The sequence below is a fragment of the Pseudoalteromonas sp. L1 genome, from assembly GCF_021728095.1.
Taxonomy (GTDB): Bacteria; Pseudomonadota; Gammaproteobacteria; order Enterobacterales; family Alteromonadaceae; genus Pseudoalteromonas.
On sequence record NZ_JAKKCT010000001.1, the window covers coordinates 1,224,052 to 1,247,941 of the forward strand.

Consider the following 23,890-nt stretch of genomic DNA (forward strand, 5'->3'; position numbering starts at 1 on the left):
CTTTTGTGTTACTGCGTTAGCAAAATTACTTTAACGCATCTTCAATAACTGGGTAGTGATCCCATACTTGTTTGTCGCTCACTGAGCGAAGTAACTTGATGTATTCAGCATGAGTCCAAGCAAGCGGTGTGGCTGAGTTTGTCCCCTCACCTAGCTGATAGCCTGCTTTATTGTTACCTACGCCATCCCAAACTTGTTCAGGTAACATCATCCCTTCATTAGCAAATGCTTCCATGCCTTTTACATAGGTGTCTTTAATAGCTTGTTGCTTTATCGCATCAAGGCTATTGGTTGCGTTTGCAGCGGCGATTTCATAGTGACCACGCTCACCTGTGAAAAACGGCCATACACGACCACGTTGACCAGGGGTGTTGTTACCACCTTCAGCATAGTTGTTACCTGTCACTTCATCTTCACCGTAACCATCGTTACCATAGCGGCGGTAGCCAGGGAATGAACCTGACCCATCAGCAAAATTAAAGGTGTAACGCACTTGCAGGTTATCAACTAAGGTTTCGTCATCGTACTCTGGTAATGTTTTTACAATACTTGGCGCAAGTGCATCACGAACACCATAACGTACAAGCTCTAAGAAACCACCATCAAGGATTTGCTTTTTATCAAATCCTTCACGACCATTATTAGCGTTAAGTGTAGTTGATGAGTTTGGATCTTTGTCTTGACCAATACGAATGAAATATTCACCATCGCTATTTTCAGACTTAAGGTTACCTTGAGTCGTAAACATGGTGCTTTCAATTTCACTGTTGTAGGTTTTAGCCGTTGCTAGGTAACGCTCTGCATTTTTGGTGTCGCCTGCTTTTTTAGCAATATCAGCAGCTGTCACAAGGCCTGCAACAACTGCAGCTGTTGTTGAAGGTGAGAAGCCATTTTGTTCTTCCCAGCGCTCTTGTTGTGTTGCGGGTGGTGTAATTTGTGTGTCGTTCCAAAGAATTTTCGCAAGACCACCGTCAACCAAGAAATCAGCAGCTGGCTTTAACATTTTGCCATACCAATCTGTCAGTTCTTGATCGCTAAGTACGCCTGCTTGATGTAGTTTCCACGCTAACATAATTGGCATTGCTGTTTGGTCAAGCTGCACACCTACCCACTCAAGCTCACCATCAACATGCGTCTTTTGTAAGAACCAACCCGTGTCACCACCATTACCTGGTGTGTTATCTGTTACTTGTACTTTTTCTAGATATTCAAACGCCGTTTTAGCGGTACGTGTATCACCCATGGCCATAAATGCCATTGCTACTTGATAGAAATCACGTACCCAAACCGCTTTATAACCGGTAGAACCTGTTTTAGCTGATACTGTTTCACCCCAAGGGTTAGAAAGTGACGCAATTAAAGCACCGGCATGAGTTTTATCTTCTTGCGCTTTTAACACCATGGCGCTGGTGTAGAGCAACTTACCATTATCAGCGGTGCTATTAGATAGTGTGCTCAAAGGCTCAAGGCTTGCTAAGTAATCTTGCCAACCAATTGCAGCGCCCTCACCATTATATGCCGCAAGTACTTTTTGGTAGCCTAGGTTTAAACTTGCTTGACCTTCTTTTAAGCTTGCAGCTTCAGAGTTACCATAGCTTAAAGCTAAATCAAAGGTGGTGTTTTTTGATACTTCGCCAAGCTCTGCAAGTAAGCTTACATTACCTGACTGATTACCGGTATTTTGGTAAGTCGCTGATAATGATTGTGATGCTTTTAACTCTTTTAAGCCATCACTTACACCCGTAAAGCCAACGCTTGCTTGCTTAAATGGTTGAGCGGCTTGTAAAGATAAAAAGTTTTCATCTTGCCAAGCAACTAGACCCTTGTCGGTCACTTTTGCAAAATCATCTAAGCCATTGTTATCAATATAAGGATTTACATTAACGTAGGCTTTCACACCGTCAAGATCAGTATTAAATACGCTGCGAACAAACAATGTTTGACCGTTAGGATCTGTAAAGATATGTTTTTCTAAAGTGAAACGACCTTGTTTATCTTTACTTACTACTTTGTAAGCAAGCGATAATGGGCGACCCGCGTCGTCTTTGTATAAATAATCAATGCTCACATCCAGATCATCGCTTTCTGTTACGGTAAAGTCTTTACCGACTACAACAAACTGCATATCTTTGATTTGTGCTTGGTGAATTAAACCAAACATGGTTTCTGTGATCATGCCTTTCGCGATTGAAAACCAGACTTTTGATACTTTGCCTGTAGCAGCTGCATCGCTATAGTGGCCGTCTTGGTATTGCTCATATGATGTACCAATACCTGTTTTACCTGAGTATGCCCAAAAAGGCTCAACACCCGGCGCACCTGGCGCAGAAACCTGCTCAACTGATGTATTAACTGATTGCTCTGAACTACAAGCAGTTAAACCTAACGCTAACAAGCTTGCTGTAATGAGATTAATTTTTTTCATGGTGTGTCCTTATTATTGTTGCTTAACGCGCAGTACAGCAATTGCTGCGAGTACGAATGACACTGCACCTAGCACTAACGCATAAATCGGTTGATTATCAAAAAAGTGGCGTAAAATTAGGCCTAATACGCTTGCCGCTAAAAGCTGCGGAATAACAATAAAAAAGTTAAAGATACCCATGTACACACCCATTTTCTTACTCGGTACTGAGGTACTTAACATTGCGTACGGTAAAGATAGAATTGATGCCCAAGCGAAACCGACACCAATCATCGGCCAGATAAGTAAACTTGGATCTTTGATAATAATAAAGCTGAGCAGCCCTAATGCACCTAGCACAAGATTGATAGCATGGGCCATTTTAAGCCCCACTTTTTTTACGATGATCGGGATACAAATTGCAGCAATGGCAGCAAAACCATTGTAAGCGGCAAATAATACGCCAACCCAGTCCGCACCGTTATTGTAAGCAAGTGAGCTTGTGTCACTACTGCCATAGTGGAAACTGGTTACCGCTGAGGTGGTATAAATCCACATTGCAAACAATGAGAACCAGCTAAAAAATTGTACCCAAGCCAATTGCTTCATTGCCTCAGGCATTGTGAATACATCATTCACAACTTGATAAAAGCCACCACTGGTTGCATTTTTAGCTTTTAAAGCACCAGCAATAAATTGAATAACACCAAAGCTAATCAAACCACCAGCAAGCAAATAAAGCTCTTTTTCAAGAGAAAGACCCGTAACAATACCAAGCACTAAAAAACCAAGAACCGTAAAGATTACAGCGCCCTTATTAAAATTCACATTTTGTTGAACATCATTTAAGTCATCGCTCTGCTCTTGTTCATGAAAGCTTTCAAGCTCTTGGGGTGAATATTCTTTGGTGGTAAATACCGTCCAAAAAACAGCAACGAGTAACACAACGGCACCAAAGTAAAACGAAAATTTCACAGAATCAGGAATTTGCCCAGCAGGTGCCGTATTGGCAATATCGAACCAGTTAGTCATCATCCAGGGCAAAGCAGACGCGACAACCGCGCCAACACCAATGAAGAAGCTTTGCATTGCATAACCAGTTGCACGTTGCTTTTTTGGCAGGTTATCGCTCACAAGGGCACGGAAAGGCTCCATAGTCACGTTAATTGACGCATCCATAATCCATAACATACCCGCTGCAATCCAAAGGCTTGGTGAGTTAGGCATAATGAATAACGATAACGTCGTTAAAATAGCCCCATAGAAAAAGAACGGACGACGACGACCCAACTTATTCCATGTTTTATCGCTCCAATAACCGATTATCGGTTGCACGATAAGACCTGTCAGCGGTGCTGCAACCCAGAGGATTGGAATGTCGTCGACATTCGCACCTAGAGTTTGAAAAATACGGCTTACATTACCGTTTTGTAATGCAAAGCCAAATTGGATTCCAAGGAATCCAAAACACATATTCCATATTTGCCAAAAGCTTAGCGTTGGTTTGTTATTGTTCATTGTCAGCCTTTAAGGTAAATACTGCACTGCTCAAGCCATTCAGTTGTAATTGAATTGGCGCATTCGTTGTTGCCTCAGAAATCACAATGTCGGCATGATTTTCGAGGTTATCAGTTAACGTTAAATCACTGTGGTTAAGCTTAGGTAACAACGCTTGATTAAGAGTAAGCTCAACATTTTGTGGGTTTTCTGAAAAATTACTTACCACAAGCACCAGCTGTTGACCTAGCTTGCGCGTAAAGGCAATGACTTGCTCTGAGCCTGTCAATTCAACCGCTTGCATGTCACCACCAACAATGGCAGGAAGTGTGTTTAACGACATTAACTTCGTGTAGTAAGCGCGAAGATCAGTTTGCTCTTTTGAAAGCGCACCGCCATCGAATTTACCATTATTCATCCACGCTTGATGCGCAGGTACACCCATATAATCGAAAATGCTGGTACGTGTTGGGTCGCCAAAACCACCATCTTCAGAACCATCTTCACCAACTGCCTGACCAAAATAGAGTAAGGTTGGCGAGCGCGACATTAAGGTAGACACCACCATAGCTGGCTTGCCTTTTTCACTGCTATCCGCGAAATCTGGGCTTGCAATGCGTTGCTCATCATGGTTTTCTAAAAAGTGCAGCATGTGCTCTTCAATATCAGCCACTTGGCTTTGAATATCGAAAATAGTATCCGCTGGTTGCTTACCTTGCATCACAGCTTTAACCGTGTCGTAAAAACCGACTTTGTCGTACAGATAATCCATCTTACCTTGCTGGATATAAGGACGGTAAAGCGTTGGGTTATAAACCTCGGCTAGAATAAAGGCATCGCTTTTTTGCATCTTGATTGATGAGTTTAAAAAGCTCCAAAACTCAACAGGCACCATTTCAGCCATATCATAACGAAAACCATCAACACCTTTATCTAACCAATATAGTGCGATGTCGCGAAACTTATACCAGCTATTTGGCAGGTCTTTATCTTGCCAAAATGCGTAGTGCGCACGGTAATCTTTATTAGCGTAATCAGCAGGTAGCGTCGGGAAATCATAACTACCATCTGGTTTCACACCGTAATTGATTTTAACTGTTTCGTACCAATCATTGATGTCAGGTTTAGCAGCACGTGCCCCATTGCCCGTCCATTTTGCTGGTGTTTCAGCAAACTGATTATCAGCAAGTGGATGCGGATTACCACCTAAGACTTGATAGCTATCACTGGTGGGAACTTGAAATGACTGCCCTGTTACGTAATAAAAATTATTATCGCGCGCATAGGTTTTTGTCGTGTCATCATCAGCGCCAAAATCTTTAACACCTTCAGGCTTTGCGAGCGACTCGTAGTTACGCGCTACGTGGTTTGGCACAATATCAATAACAACTTTCATACCGTGCTCATGAGTGCGGTTAATCAGCTCAACAAACTCTTCTAAGCGACGCTCAGGGTTAATTGCTAAATCAGGATTAACATCGTAATAATCTTTCACCGCATACGGCGAGCCTGCACGCCCTTTTACAACATCAGGGTCATCTTGCGACAAACCGTATTCTGTATAGTCAGTTACTAATGCATGACGCGGCACACCTGTATACCAAACATGCGTTGTACCTAGCTCTTTAATGCCTTGTAATGCTGCATCATTAAAATCAGCGAATTTGCCTACCCCATTTTCTTCTAATGTGCCCCAGGGTTTATTTGTGGTGTTTGTATTACCAAATAATCGAGTGAATACTTGGTATACCACAGGCTTAGAGATAGCGGCTTGGCTAGATTCAGATTGCGTTTTTTGTGTGTTCTGCTCTGCTGGTGCATCGTTACCACAGGCAGTTAAACCTAGTACCGATGCCACGACTAACGCGGTTATTTTATATGTTGTCATCATTACTTCATTTTTCTGTAAATATCAGTTCATACTAATGTTAAGGGCTGCATACGGACAGTAAATGCATACGTATTCAGCCTATTAGTTGCAATTATTCAAGCTCGATTAAGCGTGCTTGCATAGCTTTTAAGCGGATTGGCGTAGCAAGATCAACACGCTTTTCGCTGATTAAATCGCGCCCTTTATTATTGCCTTTCAGCACTTCTTGCATGTAGCTTAAATCCCAATCAATGGCTTGTTGGTTTTTGTTCAGAACAACCAATACAGTTTGGCCATTATGCTCTCTCACATAGCTGTAAACGCCTTGCTTTGGCGAAAAATGCATTAAACGGCCTTCGCTTAGCGCTGGCTTTTCTTGGCGCAGCTTAAGCAGTTTTTTCATGCTAGCTAACATCTCTTGCTGATCAGCTGAAAGCCCCTTACCTATGAAAGCATTTGCTTTTTGACCTTTAAAGCCACCAGGGAAGTCAATACGAATATCACCGTGATCATTACTTGGCGTGTTATCAAGCAAAAGCTCTGTGCCGTAATAGATTTGTGGAATACCGCGAGTTGTTAACAGTAGCGTCATGGCCAGTTTCGTTTTTGCTAAGTCTTGCCCAAGCTCAGTGTAAACACGACTCATATCATGGTTATCAGCAAACACTAAAATATTATCGGTATCTGCATATAAAAAGTCATTCGCAAGCGATTGATATACTTTTATCCAACCTGTATTCCAGCTTTCTTCTTCGTTAAGTGCTTGGATCAACGCTTCTTGTAATGAAAAGTCCATCACACTTGGCAAATCAGAGGTATAACCATCTTGATTGACTTTGCCGCGCTGCCAATAAGAAGCAATTGCGGGGTTGGTTGTCCACTCTTCGCCAACAATATTAAAGTTCGGATACTCGGTCATAATCGCTTTAGTCCAATCGGCTAGAAACGCTTTATCTGAGTATGAGTAGGTATCAACACGAATGCCGCTTAAATTGGCGTATTCAATCCACCAGATGGCATTTTGAATCAAATAAGTAGAGAGTAGCGGCTGGCGCTGATTTAGATCAGGCATCGACTCAACAAACCAACCATCATTAAATTGACGTTTGTCGTATTGGCTCGCGTGAGGGTCTTGAATTGTTTGTCTGGCATGAGTTGTGGCATTTTTACCGTTTTCAAACTTGCCATCAAAGTTAACCCAATCAGCTGTTGGCATATCAGTCATCCACTGATGCGATGAACCAAAGTGGTTAAGTACCATGTCCATCACTAAACCAATACCATGCTCTTTCGCTTCTGCCGATAAGGTTTTATAAAGCGCATTACTGCCCATACGCGGGTCAACTTTGTAAAAGTCAGTAATAGCGTAGCCATGATATGAATAACTTGGCATGTCATTTTCAAGCACCGGCGTTAACCAAAGTTGCGTTACACCTAAGTCCTCAAGATAATCTAGGCTGTTAATAATTCCTTGAATATCACCGCCATGACGGCCACCTTTAAAGCTTGGATTTGCAGCTTCCTGCATACCAGCAACGGTGTCGTTACTCGGATCACCATTTACAAAGCGATCAGGGTTGATTAAATAAAGCGTGTCTTTATTTGTAAAACCTTGTCGATTAGCACTTTGCTTATCACGGGCATTTAACGGGTAAGTAAACCTTGTGCCATCTTCAGCTTTAAAAGTCAGCGTTCCCGCCTTTGCATTATCGCTAATGGTTAAATCTAAAAACGCGTAGTTAGGGTTATTCGTTGTTGTGACCCCTTTAAACTCAATGCCTTTGTAAGGCACCATTTGCCACGTTTTGTTAGCAATATTGTTATCGTAAAGCATGACTTGCAACGAGTTATTTTGCATCCCTACCCACCAATTCTCTGGTGATGCAGTAATAGCAAAACTTGCTGTCGAGTTAAAAAGCGTTAATGCGGTGGTTAATGCTAAAAATCTTTGTGTTGTTTTCATAATTAATTTTGTACTTTTTCTAAAAATTGACTGTGGCTCGGCAGTTGCTCAACTGCACTATTAATCAAGGTTTTTAAACTACTAAATAGCTCATTTAATTGCTCACCGGATAATGCATCAGCCAATGGATGGTGATCCTCTGCTATGAGTCCTTGCCCTATCATTACTTGCTGCCATGCAACTTCGGCAAATAATTCATCGTCTTCTCTTATGAGTTTGCCGCTGGTTTTAAATAGCTCAATTTTCTTTTTAAGACTGCTTGGAATATCCATGCCTTTACAAAAACGCCAAAACGCACTGTCATCACGCTCAGTAAGCTTGTAATGAAGAATAATAAAGTCACGAATTCGCTCAAATTCTGTTTTACTTTGTTGATTAAATTCATCCACAAGGCTTGGCTTAATACCTTGATGAGGAAAAAACTTAATTAAACGAATGGCTGCACTTTGAATTAAGTGAATACTGGTCGATTCTAATGGCTCTAAAAAACCACTCGATAAGCCAACCGATACCACATTTTTATGCCACTGTTTTAAACGGCGGCCTGTTTTAAATTTAATAACACACGGCTCTGTTAGTGGTTTAGCCGGTAAGTTATTCAAAAGCTGTTGTTTTGCCGTTTCGTCTGATAAGAAACGAGAAGAGTACACAAGTCCGTTGCCTACACGATGCTGTAATGGAATTTGCCACTGCCAGCCTGACTCTCTTGCAATTGAACGCGTATAAGGAATTGCATCAGCAGCTGAATCACTTTGCACGGCAATCGCACTATCACATGGTAACCAGTGTGACCAATCTTCAAAGCCAGTATTAAGGGTTTGTTCTATTAATAAAGCACGTAAACCGGTGCAATCAATAAATAAGTCGCCATCTATTTGCTCGCCATTTTTAAGTAGCAAAGAGCGAATATACCCGCTTTGGTGACATTGATTAACCGATTCAATTTTGCCTTCAATACGTTTAACGCCCCGTGATTGCGCTAATTCTTTTAAGAATTCGCCATATCGAGTGGCATCAAAATGGTAAGCATAATGTAAGCCCGCTAACTGGGTGTTAGGAATGTGTTTAAGGTGGGCAAATTTATGTGCTTTGGCAGCTTGATAGTTAAGTGAAAAATCCCAAAAGTCAGGTGCATTATTAGCGTGATGTGCTTTTAACCAAAAATGATAAAACTCACAAAACGGAAAGTCTTTACCTATCTCACCAAAGGCGTGCATGTAGCTGTGACCTTGGCTGCGCCAATTTTCAAACTCGATGCCTAGCTTAATCGTTGCGCCAGTAGCCTTAATAAATTCTTTTTCAGAAATGCCTAGGGCACCATTTAGATGCAAGATGGGTGGAATGCTTGCTTCACCTACACCAACAGTACCAATTTCTGCTGACTCTACTAGCGTGATATCAAGCACTTTGCCTAACACTTTATTAAGTAATGCGGCGGTTATCCAGCCTGCTGTGCCACCACCGGCGATCACGACCTTGGTTATTTTTTTTGATTCCATAGTACACCTAACACCAATTTCAATTCATTGAGTGTAGCTCACTGATATAAAAAAGCCCTTGTAAAACAAATCACAAGGGCAATTTCTATCACTGTATTAGCTTATTACAGCTTGTAGCTGAAGCCTAACAGGAATGTACGACCGTAGTCTTGGTAATCACGCACTTGTAGTGAGTTATCACCTTGTAGTGATGTGAACGGCTCTTCAGTGATGTTCTGAACTTGGAAAGTGACAGATAAACCGTCAAGACTCTCTACGCCACCTTCACTAAAGTCGTAACCAATTTGTGCATCCCAAATTGTTTCGCCTTTAATATCGACTTGTGTAGTTGCAAAGCCTAAACCGTATACGTCACCTTTAAAGTCGCTACGCTTACGCATGCTAGTACGCGCTTGGAAACCGTTACGCTCAAAATAAACTGTTAAGCTATCGATTTGGTCAGATAGGCCTGGTAGCTCATATTCATTACCGTTTTGGTCTGTAATATCTTGCTCAACACCTGTATGACTTGCGATTAAACCAAAGCCATCAAGTGAATCACTAAACATAGTAAACGGTAGTGTTAACGAAAGCTCATAACCCCAAAGGTCACCAGAACCACCATTTACTTTACCAGAGCCGGTACCCGTTGAAGTTGGTGGAATCTCACCTGTTGATGGATCAGCAACACCGCTCATATCAATTTCATAAGTACCATCAAAGATCCACTGCGTGATATCTTTATAGAAAAATGCAGCGGCAAAATAACCTTCTTCATGGAAGTAGTTTTCATAGCTTAAGTCAAAGCCTGTTGCTTCTTTAGGCTCAAGCTCTGGGTTACCACCTGAGACACTCCAGAAGTTTCCATTTTCATCCGGTTGCTGGTTATATGATGCACTTATAGATGCATTCATTTCGTCTAGGCGGGCACGAGAAATCGTTTTCGCAGCGCCGAAACGTACAGTTTGCTCATCATCAATGGCAAATGATAAGTTCAAGCTTGGTAAGAAATGACTGTAGTCATGGCTAATATCTGTTGGTGTAACGACAACTAAGCCATCTACAGTATTAGCTGCAAAACCTTGAGAAGACTGCTCAGTTTTAACATAACGCACACCAACGTTACCTGTTACAGGGATTGAGCCAAGCTCAGCGTTAATATCCGCTTGAGCAAAGAATGCTGTTACTTCTTCTTGTACAGTCCACGATTGTGTCTTGTGCTTTGAGTCAGTTAAACTTTCTTGAAGTAAGCTGTAGTAGCCATCATTCACTAAAGCATTGGTATCATAAGCAACCATATTGCCCATACCAATGAAGTCAAGGCTCGCCGTACCTAAGCGGTATTGCTCTGGGATTGATAACATACCAGGGTTTGAAAGTGAGAAGTCTTTTAACGTCATGAAGTAACCTTCAGACAGTTTGCTCTTCTCACGGTCACGATATGACACACCGAATGACACGCGGCTGATATATGCGTTATCAAGGACTTTACTTGCAGCAAGCTTCAATGTGCTTAGTTCATCATTGATTTCTGGCGCATTGATAAAGCCATCTTGTGCGGTATTCTCGTATGCTGTACCGGTTAAACCATATTTATCATTCAGTGCAGCACTTGCACCCCATGATAATGGACCACCTAGTTGAATTAAATCGTAATCGCTGTAATCAAGGTTATGGCTGAATTGTGCCCCTGTGTTACCGCCGTCGAATACATAACCAATATCATCTGCAATGCCATTTGCATCGCCACGACCTGTACCTGAATAGCTTTCGATACTCCAAATTTGACGTTCAACTTCAGAGCGACTAGCGTCAAACTCGACTGACCAGTCATCACTGATATCGTACTTAGTGTTAAAACCAAATTGAGTTAGCTCAGCGTTACGCTCTTCGTAGTCATTACGCACTACAACGCGTTGACCTTGTGTAACAGCACTGGTGATAAAGCCTGAGTCTGCGTCAACAACAGCTGAACTAGGGTCGATTGAACCTTGACCCCATGCAAATGGAACTTCGATACCACGTAGGATTTTTTCATCCGAAAAATCAACATACAATGCATCGAATGTCATATTTAGACGATCATTCGGTGCTGCTTCTAACACGAACATGGCTGTATCACGTTCAAGTGTAGATGAGCGAACAAACGGCTTAGCACCACCTAAGATAGAGTAGGTATTACCATCTTCGCCAGTAAATTCTGGGTAGCCCCATGAGTTCCAACGCTTCTCTTGGTTTGGAGAGCTCATCGTATTGTAAGCAAATGCAACACCGATGGTGTCATCTGCGAACTGATCAATATAAGAAACTGTGCCACGGAACCCTTTATCGTCGCCGTCTGGGTTTAATTTATCAAAGCCTGTTTGCTCATATTGACCGTTGAACATGATAACTTGTTCACCTTTACTTAAAGGTTTTACAGTTTGCATGTCAATTACGCCAGCAATACCCTCTGCTTCAATACCTGCACTCGGTGTTTTATATACAGTTACACCGCTCATGATTTCTGATGGGTAAAGGTCAAATTCAACGCCACGGTTGTCACCAATTGACACCTGTTCGCGACCGTTAAAGGTTGTAGCACTTTCGTTTTCGCTAAAACCACGCACACTTACACGGCTTGCACGTCCGTCTAGACGCTGTGCTGTTAAACCCGGAAGACGCGCGATTGATTCTGCGATTGATGAATCAGGTAACTTACCGATATCTTCTGCTGAGATTGACTCAACGACTTCAGGTGTGAAGCGTTTCGTATTAATAGATTCTACAACACTGCCACGAAAACCTTTTACTTCGATAACCTCAACGTTATCATTTTTTGATTTTTGGTCTTCTTCTGCGGCATACGCTACAAAACTATTTAAACCTGCGGCTGTAAGAGCCAGAGTTAATATACTTGGTTTGAACATAGACATAATGTTTTCCCATTACCCAAATTGTAATGCCAACGTGATGCAGTTATCTGTTTCAGAAAAGCTGTTATTCGCTGGCTGATTTTGTTGTCGAGATGAATATTAACGCTCAGCTTATTTTCTTAACAAATTTATGCATACGTATTCAGACTAGTTCATGCAATTTAAATTTAACAAATAATTTACAGCAAAAATAGTTAAGCTACTGATTAATATTTATTTATTATCAAAGCTGGGTAAGAAAATGTGAATGAAACAAAATTGTCTTACTTTTAGCCCCCAAACTGGGGCCTGACTGTAAAAGCTAATACTTACTTGTGATCAAGATAGGTAGAAAAACGATTACTCTTGATTCAACACAGGGAATGTTAATTGGTCATACCAAAAAATTTGTTGCACCAACTTGTGACAAGCCAGCTATTTTATGCACCACAGTGGATTTTTAGTTGTATTTTTTAGGACAGTAAAAAATTGGTAAAGAATTTCGCATTAAAAATTAATTCAACACACTCGAATAGCATTAATAAGTTATGCTGAGTTAAAACGTTAATTTAACGTGCATACGTATGCAGAGTTTTTACAGCCTAACCCCCTTCACGTATGCTTTTGACATTCTGGTAATCCTTGTGAGGTTACCTCTCAGTTTACAGACACTGAATGTCACGATGGAGAAAAACATGACTCAAAAGCAGTGGTATAAAGGTGCGGTTATATACCAAGTTTACCCGCGCAGCTTCCAAGACACTAATGGCGATGGCATTGGCGATATCAAAGGTATCATTGATCGTATCGATTACATCAAGAGCCTTGGCGTGGATGCAATTTGGGTCTCACCTTTTTTTAAATCACCAATGAAAGATTTTGGTTACGACATCAGTGACTACCGTGACATAGACCCTATCTTTGGTAACCTCGATGACTTTGATGAGTTAATTTCACAAGCACACCAACGTGATATTAAGATTATTATTGATCAAGTATTAAGCCATACATCTGATCAACATCAATGGTTTCTTGATAGCCGTGAAGATAAGACTAACGACAAATCTGATTGGTATGTTTGGGCAGATGCAAAGCCTGATGGTACGCAACCAAATAACTGGTTATCAATCTTTGGCGGTCCTGCATGGCAGTGGGAGCCTCGCCGTGGCCAATATTACTTGCATAACTTTTTTGCTGAGCAGCCAGATTTAAACTTCCATAATCCTGAAGTACGCAAAGCGGTATTAGACAATGTTGAGTTTTGGTTGAAAAAAGGCGTTGATGGCTTCCGCTTAGATGCTATTAACTTCTGCTATCACGACGCGCAATTACGTGATAACCCTGCTAAGCCCCCTGAAAAACGTCAAGGTCGTGGCTTTAGCGAAGACAACCCGTATGCGTTCCAGTATCACTATTACAACAACACGCAACCCGAAAACCTGAGCTTTATGCAAGACATTCGTGCCCTTTTGAATAAATACCCAGGTACTGTTGCATTAGGTGAGATCTCATCAGAAGACTCATTAGCGACGATGGCTGAATACACATCAGGCGGTGACAAGCTACATATGGGTTATAGCTTTGAGCTACTAACCAATGACTACAGCGCAGAGTATATTCGCACAACCGTCAACACATTAGAGCAACGCATGACAGAAGGCTGGCCTTGTTGGGCATTTAGCAACCACGACGTTGAGCGTGTCGCTAGTCGCTGGAGTCAAGGTGAAAAAATTGAGTCTCAGCAATGTAAGATGCTAACAGCCCTACTTGCTTCGTTACGTGGTAGCGTGTGTATGTATCAAGGTGAAGAGCTAGGTTTGGGTGAAGCCGAAGTCGCATTTGAAGATTTACAAGACCCATATGGCATTACATTCTGGCCAAACTTTAAAGGCCGTGACGGCTGTCGTACTCCTATGCCATGGGATGCAAGTGATGCAGATCAAGCAGGCTTTTCTACAGTCAAACCTTGGTTACCAGTGGATGATGCTCACAAGATTGCTGCGGTAAATACGCAAGATCAAGATAAAGATTCAATTTTAAATGCCTATCGTGAGTTTATGGCATGGCGTAAAGATAAAAACGTACTGTTAGAAGGCGATATTGAATTTATAGATACGCAAGAGCCAGTGCTTGCTTTTTACAGAACGCTTAACGAGACTAAAATGCTTTGTGTATTCAACTTAGGTGCACAAAGTAGCGAACTGACAATCTCTGATACTGTATCTTTACAGCATACTGAGATCTCACATCACACAGCTGAATTAAACAATAATACAGTCACTCTGCCCGGGTTCGGTTGCTTTTATGCAACCCTGAATTAAAAATCAGTTGTTAAAGCCAAGCCCTGCAATTGCAGGGCTTTTTTATGATTGTAGCGCTATCAATGATTCATCGTTTTACTGTTAATGTAATCCGTTAAAGCAAATAACACCCCAGAGACCACAAATGTGACATGAATTATTACTTTCCAAAGTAGTTCATCTGTGGAGTGATTATTCGAGCTAATAAACACCTTTAAGAGCTCAACAGCGGAGATGGCCACAATTGCACTAATCAATTTCATTTTCAGGCCTGAGAAACCTACTTTGCCCATCCACACTGGCCTGTCTTCATGGTTTTCTATATTCAACTTTGAGACAAAGTTTTCATAACCACTGAAGATGATAATAAGTAGCAATCCTGCTAATAAGGCAGTGTCTACTAAGGTTAAAATACCAACTAGCAACTCTTGATTTGATGCGGTAAACGTATTTAAGGCCATGCTGTACAAATATTTAAAGAACTTTAGTAGTAACAAAACAACAGCGACTAATAAGCCAATAAAGAACGGCGCTAATAACCAACGCGACCGAAAAATAAAACTCTCAACAACTTGCTCTACCTTGGTCGGCACTTTCTTTACTTTTGAATTTGTCACTTGCTCAGACATAACTAGATTCACTTTCCTTTTAAAATTAACGAGATAATACGTGCAACTACCGGCATATTTCCAGCATTGTAGATAAAAATATTGGTCATTTTTTGCTTATCTTTACGATAAAAAAATTTCGTTATCTTTTTTAGAGATTTAGTTTATAAATTCACTCAAGCAAAGTGAGTTACACATTGCGCACCATTACTGTGTGATAAGCCAGTAATAATTAATTATGTTGATTAGGAATAATTAGATGAAAAAAGCATTGCTAGCACTGATTTTGGCGCCGGTATTAACTATGTCTGCATCAAATGCAATCGCTAACGAAGCACCTGAAGCATCAGCTGAAATGATCAAAGAATACACTGAAATGTGTTTAAACTGGGCTAAAGATGATGACATCAGCAATGACGAGCTTAAACCTTACGTTTTAAAGTGCGTGAATGATGAGCTTGAGGCAGAAGGCTACAAAAAAGTAAACGACGTACAAATCTAATTAGACGTTTGAAAGAATAAGAAAAAACCGGAATGACACAATGATGTGCGCTCCGGTTTTTTTTTATTTTAATGGCTATTAAAATCCGCCACAGCACTTAATAAAAATAATAACGAACCTATCATGAATAACACCACACCGACTGTGGCGTACTCTATAAATGAGGGTAAAAATAAAGTACTGCCGAAGAAAAACGCACATGCTGATGTGATATTGACTAACGCGTTGACCTTAGGGGCAAGTGTAAACTTCATATTCCTTTCCTTATTCTGTTAATTCAGGGATAAAGTGAAACGCTTTAACTATACGATTCCAGCTATTAATCTCTAACACAACCGTCGTTAGGGCCACGATATCTTTTTCGCTAAAGATAGCTGACACTTGATTGTACACATCATTTCCAACATGCTTATCAACGATATTTGTTAATGACTCAGCCCAGGCGAGTGCTGCTACTTCTTCTTGTGAGAATACTGGTACTTCTCGCCACGCTGCCAGTACATCTAGTCGCTGTTGACGTTCACCATGGCTTCTGAGTTCTGCTGAGTGCATATGCTGACAAAAACCACAGCCATTAATTTGCGATACTCTGAGTCTGACTAAATCAGCGAGCTTCACGGTTATATTTGTACCTTCTGGCAGTGCGCTCAGTCCTGTTAAGTGTTTAACGAGGCCTGGGTTAAGTGAATATACTTGCTGTTGTGATAAACGTGTTCGCATTTTAAATCTCCTGTCTTGATGTTGATGACACAATAACAACAGCCTAAAAGCAAAGATTGGTAAAAAACGACATTCGCAGGAGATAAAAACAAAAAAGGGATTGCAACTGCAATCCCTTTCGATATGAAGGTAAATTTACTTCTTAGCCGGGGCTTTTTTCTTAGCGGGAGCTTTCTTTTTACTCTCTTCTACCCATTTGCCATTTTGGTAGTGGGCTGTCCAGCCTGTTGCTTTACCGTCGACTTCACTCATAACATACTGTTCTTTGTTTTTACGACTGTAACGTACTACAGCAAGGTTACCATCAGGGTCTTGCGTCGGTGCTTCAGCTAAATAATAAAACTTCTCTGAAATACGATCTTTAAAACGCTTAAGCTCTTCAACTTTTGGCGCTCGCGTTTCACGTGATTTAGGAAAAGTATTTGCAGCTAAGAAAATACCGGATGCGCCGTCCCTTAGGACAAAATAAGCTTCTGACTTTTCACACTCGAGCTCAGGTAAATGAACCGGATCTTCTTTCGGTGGCGCGGCTTCGCCATTTTTTAGTAACTTACGCGTATTCTTACACTCTTCATTACTACAGCCGAAGTATTTACCAAAACGACCTGACTTTAACTGCATGTCTGAACCACATTTATCACATTCGATAATTGGGCCGTCGTAACCTTTAATTTTAAAGGTGCCTTGCTCAACAATATAACCCTTACACGCAGGGTTGTTACCACACACATGCAACTTGCGTGTTTCATCAATTAAGTATGAATCCATCGCCGTTTCACAAATAGGACAACGCTTCATTTGCATTAATGATTCTGTTTCAACATCTTCTACATCAGCAGCAATCGCTTCATCGCCAGGCACCAAATTCATGGTTGTTGTACAACGTTCTTTCGGTGGTAGGTTGTAACCTGTACAGCCTAAGAACACACCCGTTGATGCAGTACGAATACCCATCTTACGGCCACATGTTGGACAATCAATATCTGTTTCAACCATCTGGTTTTGGCGCATTCCGCCTTGCTCTTCATCTCCAGAGGCTATTTCTAACTGCTTAGAAAAGTCTGCGTAGAATTTATCAAGCACCTGTGTCCAAACACGTTCACCTTCAGCAATATCATCTAATCGACCTTCCATTTTAGCGGTGAAGTCGAAATTCATGAGATCTTCAAAGTTCTCTACTAAGCGGTCAGTAACAATCTCTCCCATTTTCTCAGCAAAGAAACGACGATTCTCAACACGTACATAACCACGGTCTTGAATCGTTGAGATAATGGATGCGTATGTCGATGGGCGGCCAATACCGCGCTTTTCAAGTTCTTTAACTAAACTAGCTTCGCTAAAGCGAGCTGGTGGTTTAGTGAAATGCTGTTTAGGATCAAGCTCAACAAGAGTGAGAACTTCACCCTCTTTCACCGCAGGTAATGATTGATCTTCTTCATTTTTCTTGCGCACAGCAGGCTGAACTTTTGTCCAACCGTCAAAGCGAAGTACACGACCTTTCGCTTTCAATTGATAATCACCAGCAGCCACTGTCAGAGTTGTTAAATCGTACTCTGCAGGCACCATTTGGCATGCCACAAATTGACGCCAGATTAACTCGTACAGCTTTTTAGCGTCTGCTTCAACACCATCTAAATGTCCAGACAGCACCGTTACACTTGAAGGACGAATTGCTTCGTGCGCTTCTTGTGCATTGCCCTTTGAGCTATAGCTGATAGGTGCCTTTGGTAAGTATTTATCACCAAATTGCTCTGAAACGTAATCACGACACATTTCAACCGCATCTTTTGACAAGTTAGTTGAATCGGTACGCATATAGGTAATATGACCCGCTTCATACAGACGCTGTGCCAACATCATGGTTTTCTTAACACCATAACCTAAGCGGGTACTTGCAGCTTGTTGCATCGTTGAGGTAATAAACGGTGCGCTTGGTCTACTCTTACTTGGCTTTTCTTCAACACTGATAACTTTGTATTCAGCATTTTCAAGCTCATTAACCGCAGACATTGCCTGTGTTTCATTAACGGGCTTAAATGCTTTATCAGCGTGTTTGGTAACTTCTAATCGTAATGCTGATTCGGTATTTTTAACATCAGCATGAATATCCCAAAACTCTTCAGGTATGAAGGCTTTGATCTCACGCTCACGTTCAACCAGTAATCGAACTGCAACAGACTGTACGCGGCCGGCTGATAACCCTCGGGCTACTTTCGCCCAAAGTAGTGGCGAAACCATGAAACCAACAACACGGTCTAAGAAACGGCGAGCTTGTTGTGCATACACCATGTCAGTGTTCAGTTCACCCGGTGTTTCGAAAGCTTGTTGAATTGCATTCTTGGTAATTTCGTTAAAAACAACACGCTTATATTTTTCTGGCTCACCACCAATAATTTGCTCGAGGTGCCATGCAATAGCTTCCCCCTCTCTATCCAAATCGGTTGCGAGATAAACTTGATCAGCGTTCTCTGCCAGTTTTTTTAATTCTTGAACGACCTTTTCTTTACCTGGTAGCACTTCGTAGTGTGGTTCCCACCCTTTTTCAGGGTCGATTCCCATACGGGCAACCAAGTTTTTATAATCGCGTTGCTTTTTATAGGCAGCTTTGTCTTCGGGTGACATTTTGCGAACTTCAGCAGGTGTTTTTGTTGCTGCCGTTTTTGCTTTGCCTGAACCTGAAGTCGGTAGATCACGTACATGCCCAACACTGGACTTAACGATAAAATCATTACCTAAGTATTTATTAATTGTTTTAGCCTTTGCTGGAGACTCTACAATTACAAGTGATTTTCCCATAGCTGCCTATTTCTGACCAAGAATTTTAAAGTTTTTTGCTCCTATAAATGTATATCCATCACATCATCTAAATAAGTATGATTTATTAACATTAGAGCACGAATATTTATAGGTATATCTACAAACACCAATTGTTACAAGCTTTTAATCGAAACTTTTCGATATTGACTGAATAATTAAACAATTTTTGTTGCTATTTTAGACAAATTAGCATTTTGCGGTATTTTTATGGGGAATATATAGAACAGCAACAAAAATGCCAACCTTATGGCTGGCATTTTTTAAAAATTATCTTAAAACGAAAGATTATCTGTCATCAAAAATTGCAATTGATTTACTGACAGTTTTGCTTCCACCAAGCTGGTTTTCAAACTCAAACGTTATCGTTAGTACGCCATCTTGATCTTGGTTACCATCCGTTTCTCGCGCAATTCTGACATCCGAATACATAGTTGTATCGCGATTTGTGCTAGGAATCGACTCTTGGTGCTGAATAATAGAAAAGTCACCATTATTAGCAGAAATCGACACGCGTGTACCTGCAGGTAACGGATTGCCAAATTCATCACTGTAATAAATACGAATATTAATACCAGCTAAACCAACATCGAGTGTTTCAGGGTCAGTTTCATCTGGGTCGTTCGCATCAAAGTCTGGATTTGGACGCGCAGCAACAGATAAATCAAGTTCTGCAACATCACACCACTGTGGTGCATCAGAGACCTCAAACTGACCAGCCAAAGAATTTGAACAATCAGCAGGGACTAAAACTTCAAAAGGCGGTGACACGACATCATCTGATTTTAAAACAGCAAAACGTACGTACGGTTCATCACCTGACATGACAAGTTCGATTTGTCGGCGAACCTCTATTAACTCGCGCGTACATTGCCCTGCGTTAAATGCAGCTTCGCTACATAGCAAGCCATTGTATTTACCGTCAGCATCGTCATAAACACCATTGTTGTTAAGATCGCGCCATGTTTCGTTATGACCACCGCGCGAGTTTTTCTCTGAACATGGGTCTGAATCAGCGTCATAGTCTTCACGATTAGCATCGCTACAATTGGCCTTATCGAAGCTGTTGTTTTCGTTATGGTCGTTGAAAGCTTCTGGTAAATCATATAAAGCGTAATATTCACCAATATCAAACAAACCATTACGACGAGTTACATCAGCTGTCGTTTCTTCATCCTCAAAGTTTTCTTGTCCTTTTGCAACAGCAAGAATACTTGTTCGGCCTCCGCGCACAACCCCTTCAGGATCATTTTTAGCACGCAATAAAGTACCTATACATGGTGCTGCATTACCAAAGTAAGGGTCACAGTTAATTTCGTTTGTTTTCGGGTTAAAACCCTCTCTCGTTGCAGAGTTGCCGTCGATTTCACCAATGCGATTGCCCCATTTATAATCATAAAAAGGTCTTTCACCTTGCGAGCGCCATGTTATTTCACACAAAGCATTATTAGTGCGACAAACAGCTTCACGATTTTGCGGACCGATAACACCTGATTCTGTTAGTACCGTTGCTTCAACTCCGTCACTATTAAACTGATTAAATTGATCACCAAAATACACGGTTAATGGAATTGTTATACCATTATAGTTAAGTGCGTTAGGGTTAAATTCAGTCGGGCTAAGGTCAAAGCTATTTTGGTCAGTCACCCCTGAGTACAGTGCTAGTTGTGATGAAACAGCATTAATTTGCTCAGCCAGTGGAACTAAATGAAGCGTTCCATCTGGGCAAATTTCGTTGTTGGGCTCTGCGCTACAAAGTTCTACTTCATCAGTCCAACAAGATAAATCATCACCTTCTGGTAAAGCGGCAACATCCTCTTTTGATACAAAACATGCTTTAACAACAAGCGGCCCTGGCACAATACCCGATGTAACCGTAGTTTGTACTACACCATTATTATCTGTGTTAGCACTGCGCTGTGTAAGCTTAGCCAAGCCAACTGAATCAGTTAATTTAAAATCAATACGCTGTTGCGGTGAAACAATGCCATCAGCATCAAGTAGACGAAAACGTACGACTGATTGAGTTGGTAAACCGCCTTCACCTGGAGGGAGTGCAATAACTGGTTCTGATACATCAATAAATTGAATAGATTGAACAGCAGACACTTCAACAGGAATCGTCGTTGAGGCCGTAAAGTTTTTACCGCCAGTTTCAACAGTAATATTTACCACATCATCAATTGAACAACCATTTGCCCTATAAGTAGAACTGGCAATACCCCCAGATGATTTGACAGATGCGTCAATCGTTGAGTCGTTGCTCGCAACACATGTAGAACTAAATTCCACATCTGTTGGTGTAGTGTATAAGTTTCCTTCTTCATCACGAAGAGTTACTTCTATAACAGTACTCCCCCCTGCTTTTAACGGTATTACGTTACCATTGCCATCAAAATTTAAGCCGTTATCTACATCTAAAGTAAGATCAGCAATACCAACAGCAAAGTTGATATTTGCTGATTCGTCCAAAGACGAAACTGAAATAGTTCCAGCGCCGCCGGTATTACCCGGTTGCAATTTAAGCAGTGCAATACCAAAGTTATCTGTTAATGCTCTGCCAGATGAAGGAAGAACGGAACCTAGATCAGTCGTAACATCAACAAGTGCATTCGCAACGCCATCACCACTTTGCTCGTCTGTGACTGCAACGAATAAATCACCTAGCTCTGCAGAAGAAATAGAATTAGAGACAGTACAACCAGATGCTTGTGAAGTTGGGTCTAACCTAACATTGTTTCTATTTTCATCCCATGAAGAGTTACAGCCAGTTAGCAATGAAACCGAGACTGAATACTGAGCCAATTCAGTTGATGCATCATCACCATTTGATATAAAACCAGCAACTTGCGTGATTGTTTCACCATTGTCATTCATATAGCTGGCAAGCACTTGTCCAGCCCCTTTTGAATCACCACTGCTCAATGTAACAGAGGCTTCACCACTACTGTTTGTTAGAGCCGTACCGAGAACAGGCGTTATTCTGCCTGTAAAATTCGTTGTAAATGAAATTAGCTGACCATTTAGAGGCGTCCCTGCGTCAAGCAAGGTTGCCGTTACAGTCCCTTTGTTATCTTTACTAACAGGGTTGTCGACTGTGAACTGCGAGCCATTGACATCACGGATTGATAAGCTCAAGGTTACGTTTTCTACAACCTCAGGGTCTACCGTTTCTGAACCATCTAAAGACCCACCGTCTTTTTCTAATGAACCACCACCGCCACAAGCGGCTAATAATGAGCTAAAAGCTATAATACTCAGCCATCGCAATAAAGGCATCGACTTCTCCCTAGTTAGCTATTTCTATGCTTAATTTGTTGTTTACCTAATATTAACCTAAAACCTGAACGAATATCATAATTTTTTCATTCAATTCAGGACGAAATAATTTCAATATTTAGCGATTTTTTCTGTATAAAAATTTACATGCTGGTAGGCTATGGCAAAATTTATAAAAATATAGATTAGGTGTATGTCAAAAGTCCGTTCATTGAGTCTCACATCTCGCATCATGATTGGTATGGTGTTGGGTGTAGTAGTAGGTTTTATTTTTCAGGCAATTTTAGCGGGTGAAGACGATTTCCTTATCCCATTAGGGTTATTCTCTTTGCCTATTAAAGCATTTTTTGTCGATGGTATTTTTCACGTTGGTGGGCAAATATTCATTGCTAGTTTAAAGATGCTCGTTGTGCCTTTAGTATTTGTCTCACTTGTATGTGGTACATGTAGCTTAAGTGACCCTAAAAAGCTTGGCCGCTTAGGCGGAAAATCAATCTTACTGTATTTATTTACCACCGCTATCGCTATTACCGTCGCAATTACACTCGCATTGATATTTAACCCAGGTGAAGGTATTAACTTACCATCTGATGCTAATTACAGTGCAAAAGAAGCGCCGACACTGGCTCAAGTGATCATCGGCATGTTCCCGACTAACCCTATTGATGCGATGGCCAGTGGCAATATGCTTCAAGTTATTGTATTTGCATTGTTATTTGGCATTGCAATGGCACTTAGTGGGAAAGCTGGAAAACGTGTCGCTAGCGTATTTGAAGACTTAAATACCGTTATCTTAAAACTAGTGACTTTATTAATGAATATTGCACCGTACGGTGTTTTCTTCTTAATGGCGAAACTATTTACCACTATTGATTTGAAACTAATTAAAAGCCTCGCTCTTTACTTTAGTATTGTTGTGTTGGCCTTATTTATCCATGGCTTAGTTAACTACAGTATTCTTCTCAAAGTATTAACGGGCCTAAGCCCAGTAACCTTCTTGAAGAAAATGAAAAATGCATGTTTATTTGCCTTCAGTACCTCAAGTTCAAGTGCGACAATGCCTATCACTTTAGAGACGGCGAACAAAAAACTAGGTGCACATAACTCAGTTGCTTCTTTCACGGTTCCATTAGGTGCAACCATCAACATGGATGGTACCGCTATCATGCAAGGTGTTGCGACTGTGTTCATCTCTCAAGTTTTTGCAGTCGACTTATCTATTTCTGATTACTTAATGGTTATTCTAACGGCAACACTTGCGTCAGTGGGCACAGCAGGCGTACCGGGTGTTGGTTTAATTATGTTAGCCATGGTTTTAAACCAAGTTGGTCTTCCTGTTGAAGGAATTGCGATCATTATTGGTGTGGACCGTTTACTTGATATGACACGCACCGCGGTTAACGTGACAGGTGACTGTATGGTGACATGTGTTGTTGCAAAGTCTGAAGGGCAATTAGACGAAGATGTCTTTAACGACCCTGATGCGGCAAAAGACTTAGAAGATTATCATAAGTCTATAAACTAGATTCACCATTGAAAAACCCGCATATTAATGCGGGTT

14 protein-coding genes are annotated in these 23,890 nt (G+C 41.1%); 3 read left to right on the top strand and 11 right to left on the bottom strand.

The annotated features are described in order from the left end of the window. Nucleotides 1-25: 25 nt before the first annotated feature. From L3V38_RS05720 to L3V38_RS05745, 6 genes are all read right to left on the bottom strand, one after another. Nucleotides 26-2,425, bottom strand: a complete 2,400-nt coding sequence (locus tag L3V38_RS05720; RefSeq protein ID WP_237118673.1) for a glucan 1,4-alpha-glucosidase — start codon at nt 2,423-2,425, stop codon at nt 26-28. A 12-nt stretch (nt 2,426-2,437) separates the two neighbouring features. Continuing rightward, nucleotides 2,438-3,922, bottom strand: coding sequence for an MFS transporter (locus L3V38_RS05725; RefSeq protein WP_237118674.1), 1,485 nt, complete (start codon nt 3,920-3,922; stop codon nt 2,438-2,440). Next, nucleotides 3,912-5,792 carry an alpha-amylase family glycosyl hydrolase gene (locus L3V38_RS05730; RefSeq protein ID WP_237118675.1) on the bottom strand — a complete coding sequence of 627 codons (1,881 nt, stop codon included), beginning with the start codon at nt 5,790-5,792 and terminating at the stop codon, nt 3,912-3,914. Before L3V38_RS05730 ends, L3V38_RS05725 begins: the two co-directional genes overlap by 11 nt. Before the next feature lie 91 nt (nt 5,793-5,883). Continuing rightward, nucleotides 5,884-7,734, bottom strand: a complete 1,851-nt coding sequence (locus tag L3V38_RS05735) for a glycoside hydrolase family 13 protein (RefSeq protein WP_237118676.1) — start codon at nt 7,732-7,734, stop codon at nt 5,884-5,886. A gap of 2 nt (nt 7,735-7,736) precedes the next feature. Next, nucleotides 7,737-9,233: a tryptophan halogenase family protein gene (locus L3V38_RS05740; protein ID WP_237118677.1), complete on the bottom strand. Its 1,497-nt coding sequence runs from the start codon at nt 9,231-9,233 to the stop codon at nt 7,737-7,739. 104 nt (nt 9,234-9,337) lie between these two features. Further along, nucleotides 9,338-12,127 (bottom strand): TonB-dependent receptor, encoded by a 2,790-nt coding sequence (locus L3V38_RS05745; RefSeq protein WP_237118678.1) that lies wholly within the window; start codon nt 12,125-12,127, stop codon nt 9,338-9,340. Nucleotides 12,128-12,801: 674 nt separating this feature from the next. Here L3V38_RS05745 and L3V38_RS05750 point away from each other — a divergent pair. Continuing rightward, nucleotides 12,802-14,427, top strand: a complete 1,626-nt coding sequence (locus L3V38_RS05750; RefSeq protein ID WP_237118679.1) for an alpha-glucosidase family protein — start codon at nt 12,802-12,804, stop codon at nt 14,425-14,427. A gap of 59 nt (nt 14,428-14,486) precedes the next feature. Here the strand turns inward: L3V38_RS05750 and L3V38_RS05755 are convergent, their stop codons facing one another. After that, nucleotides 14,487-15,035, bottom strand: coding sequence for a TIGR00645 family protein (locus L3V38_RS05755; RefSeq protein ID WP_130149732.1), 549 nt, complete (start codon nt 15,033-15,035; stop codon nt 14,487-14,489). Between the two features lie 238 nt (nt 15,036-15,273). On the opposite strand from L3V38_RS05755, the gene L3V38_RS05760 reads away from it, so the two are divergent. Next, entirely contained in the window at nt 15,274-15,516 is a 243-nt protein-coding gene (locus L3V38_RS05760; protein WP_062568918.1) for a hypothetical protein, read from the top strand. Nucleotides 15,517-15,584: 68 nt separating this feature from the next. On the opposite strand, the gene L3V38_RS05765 is transcribed toward L3V38_RS05760, so the two are convergent. The 4 genes from L3V38_RS05765 to L3V38_RS05780 all read right to left on the bottom strand — a co-directional run bounded on the left by L3V38_RS05765 (nt 15,585) and on the right by L3V38_RS05780 (nt 22,329). Next, on the bottom strand, nt 15,585-15,770 hold the full coding sequence (locus L3V38_RS05765) for a YrhK family protein (protein ID WP_119851938.1): 186 nt from the start codon (nt 15,768-15,770) through the stop codon (nt 15,585-15,587). A 10-nt stretch (nt 15,771-15,780) separates the two neighbouring features. After that, the gene (locus tag L3V38_RS05770) at nt 15,781-16,236 is read right to left on the bottom strand and encodes a carboxymuconolactone decarboxylase family protein (protein WP_237118680.1); all 456 of its coding nucleotides are present in this window, start codon (nt 16,234-16,236) and stop codon (nt 15,781-15,783) included. 135 nt (nt 16,237-16,371) lie between these two features. Further along, nucleotides 16,372-19,032, bottom strand: coding sequence for a type I DNA topoisomerase (gene topA, locus L3V38_RS05775; protein WP_237118681.1), 2,661 nt, complete (start codon nt 19,030-19,032; stop codon nt 16,372-16,374). Nucleotides 19,033-19,338: 306 nt separating this feature from the next. Further along, nucleotides 19,339-22,329 carry a hypothetical protein gene (locus L3V38_RS05780; RefSeq protein ID WP_237118682.1) on the bottom strand — a complete coding sequence of 997 codons (2,991 nt, stop codon included), beginning with the start codon at nt 22,327-22,329 and terminating at the stop codon, nt 19,339-19,341. A 193-nt stretch (nt 22,330-22,522) separates the two neighbouring features. On the opposite strand from L3V38_RS05780, the gene L3V38_RS05785 reads away from it, so the two are divergent. Then, nucleotides 22,523-23,854, top strand: coding sequence for a dicarboxylate/amino acid:cation symporter (locus tag L3V38_RS05785; protein WP_130149728.1), 1,332 nt, complete (start codon nt 22,523-22,525; stop codon nt 23,852-23,854). Nucleotides 23,855-23,890: the final 36 nt, after the last annotated feature.

Excerpts from the sequence above, each read along its gene's own strand:
- L3V38_RS05720 (WP_237118673.1), bottom strand. The coding sequence starts at position 2,425 with ATGAAAAAAATTAATCTCATTACAGCAAGCTTGTTAGCGTTAGGTTTA.
- L3V38_RS05725 (WP_237118674.1), bottom strand. The coding sequence starts at position 3,922 with ATGAACAATAACAAACCAACGCTAAGCTTTTGGCAAATATGGAATATG.
- L3V38_RS05730 (WP_237118675.1), bottom strand. The coding sequence starts at position 5,792 with ATGATGACAACATATAAAATAACCGCGTTAGTCGTGGCATCGGTACTA.
- L3V38_RS05735 (WP_237118676.1), bottom strand. The coding sequence starts at position 7,734 with ATGAAAACAACACAAAGATTTTTAGCATTAACCACCGCATTAACGCTT.
- L3V38_RS05740 (WP_237118677.1), bottom strand. The coding sequence starts at position 9,233 with ATGGAATCAAAAAAAATAACCAAGGTCGTGATCGCCGGTGGTGGCACA.
- L3V38_RS05745 (WP_237118678.1), bottom strand. The coding sequence starts at position 12,127 with ATGTCTATGTTCAAACCAAGTATATTAACTCTGGCTCTTACAGCCGCA.
- L3V38_RS05750 (WP_237118679.1), top strand. The coding sequence starts at position 12,802 with ATGACTCAAAAGCAGTGGTATAAAGGTGCGGTTATATACCAAGTTTAC.
- L3V38_RS05755 (WP_130149732.1), bottom strand. The coding sequence starts at position 15,035 with ATGTCTGAGCAAGTGACAAATTCAAAAGTAAAGAAAGTGCCGACCAAG.
- L3V38_RS05760 (WP_062568918.1), top strand. The coding sequence starts at position 15,274 with ATGAAAAAAGCATTGCTAGCACTGATTTTGGCGCCGGTATTAACTATG.
- L3V38_RS05765 (WP_119851938.1), bottom strand. The coding sequence starts at position 15,770 with ATGAAGTTTACACTTGCCCCTAAGGTCAACGCGTTAGTCAATATCACA.
- L3V38_RS05770 (WP_237118680.1), bottom strand. The coding sequence starts at position 16,236 with ATGCGAACACGTTTATCACAACAGCAAGTATATTCACTTAACCCAGGC.
- topA (WP_237118681.1), bottom strand. The coding sequence starts at position 19,032 with ATGGGAAAATCACTTGTAATTGTAGAGTCTCCAGCAAAGGCTAAAACA.
- L3V38_RS05780 (WP_237118682.1), bottom strand. The coding sequence starts at position 22,329 with ATGCCTTTATTGCGATGGCTGAGTATTATAGCTTTTAGCTCATTATTA.
- L3V38_RS05785 (WP_130149728.1), top strand. The coding sequence starts at position 22,523 with ATGTCAAAAGTCCGTTCATTGAGTCTCACATCTCGCATCATGATTGGT.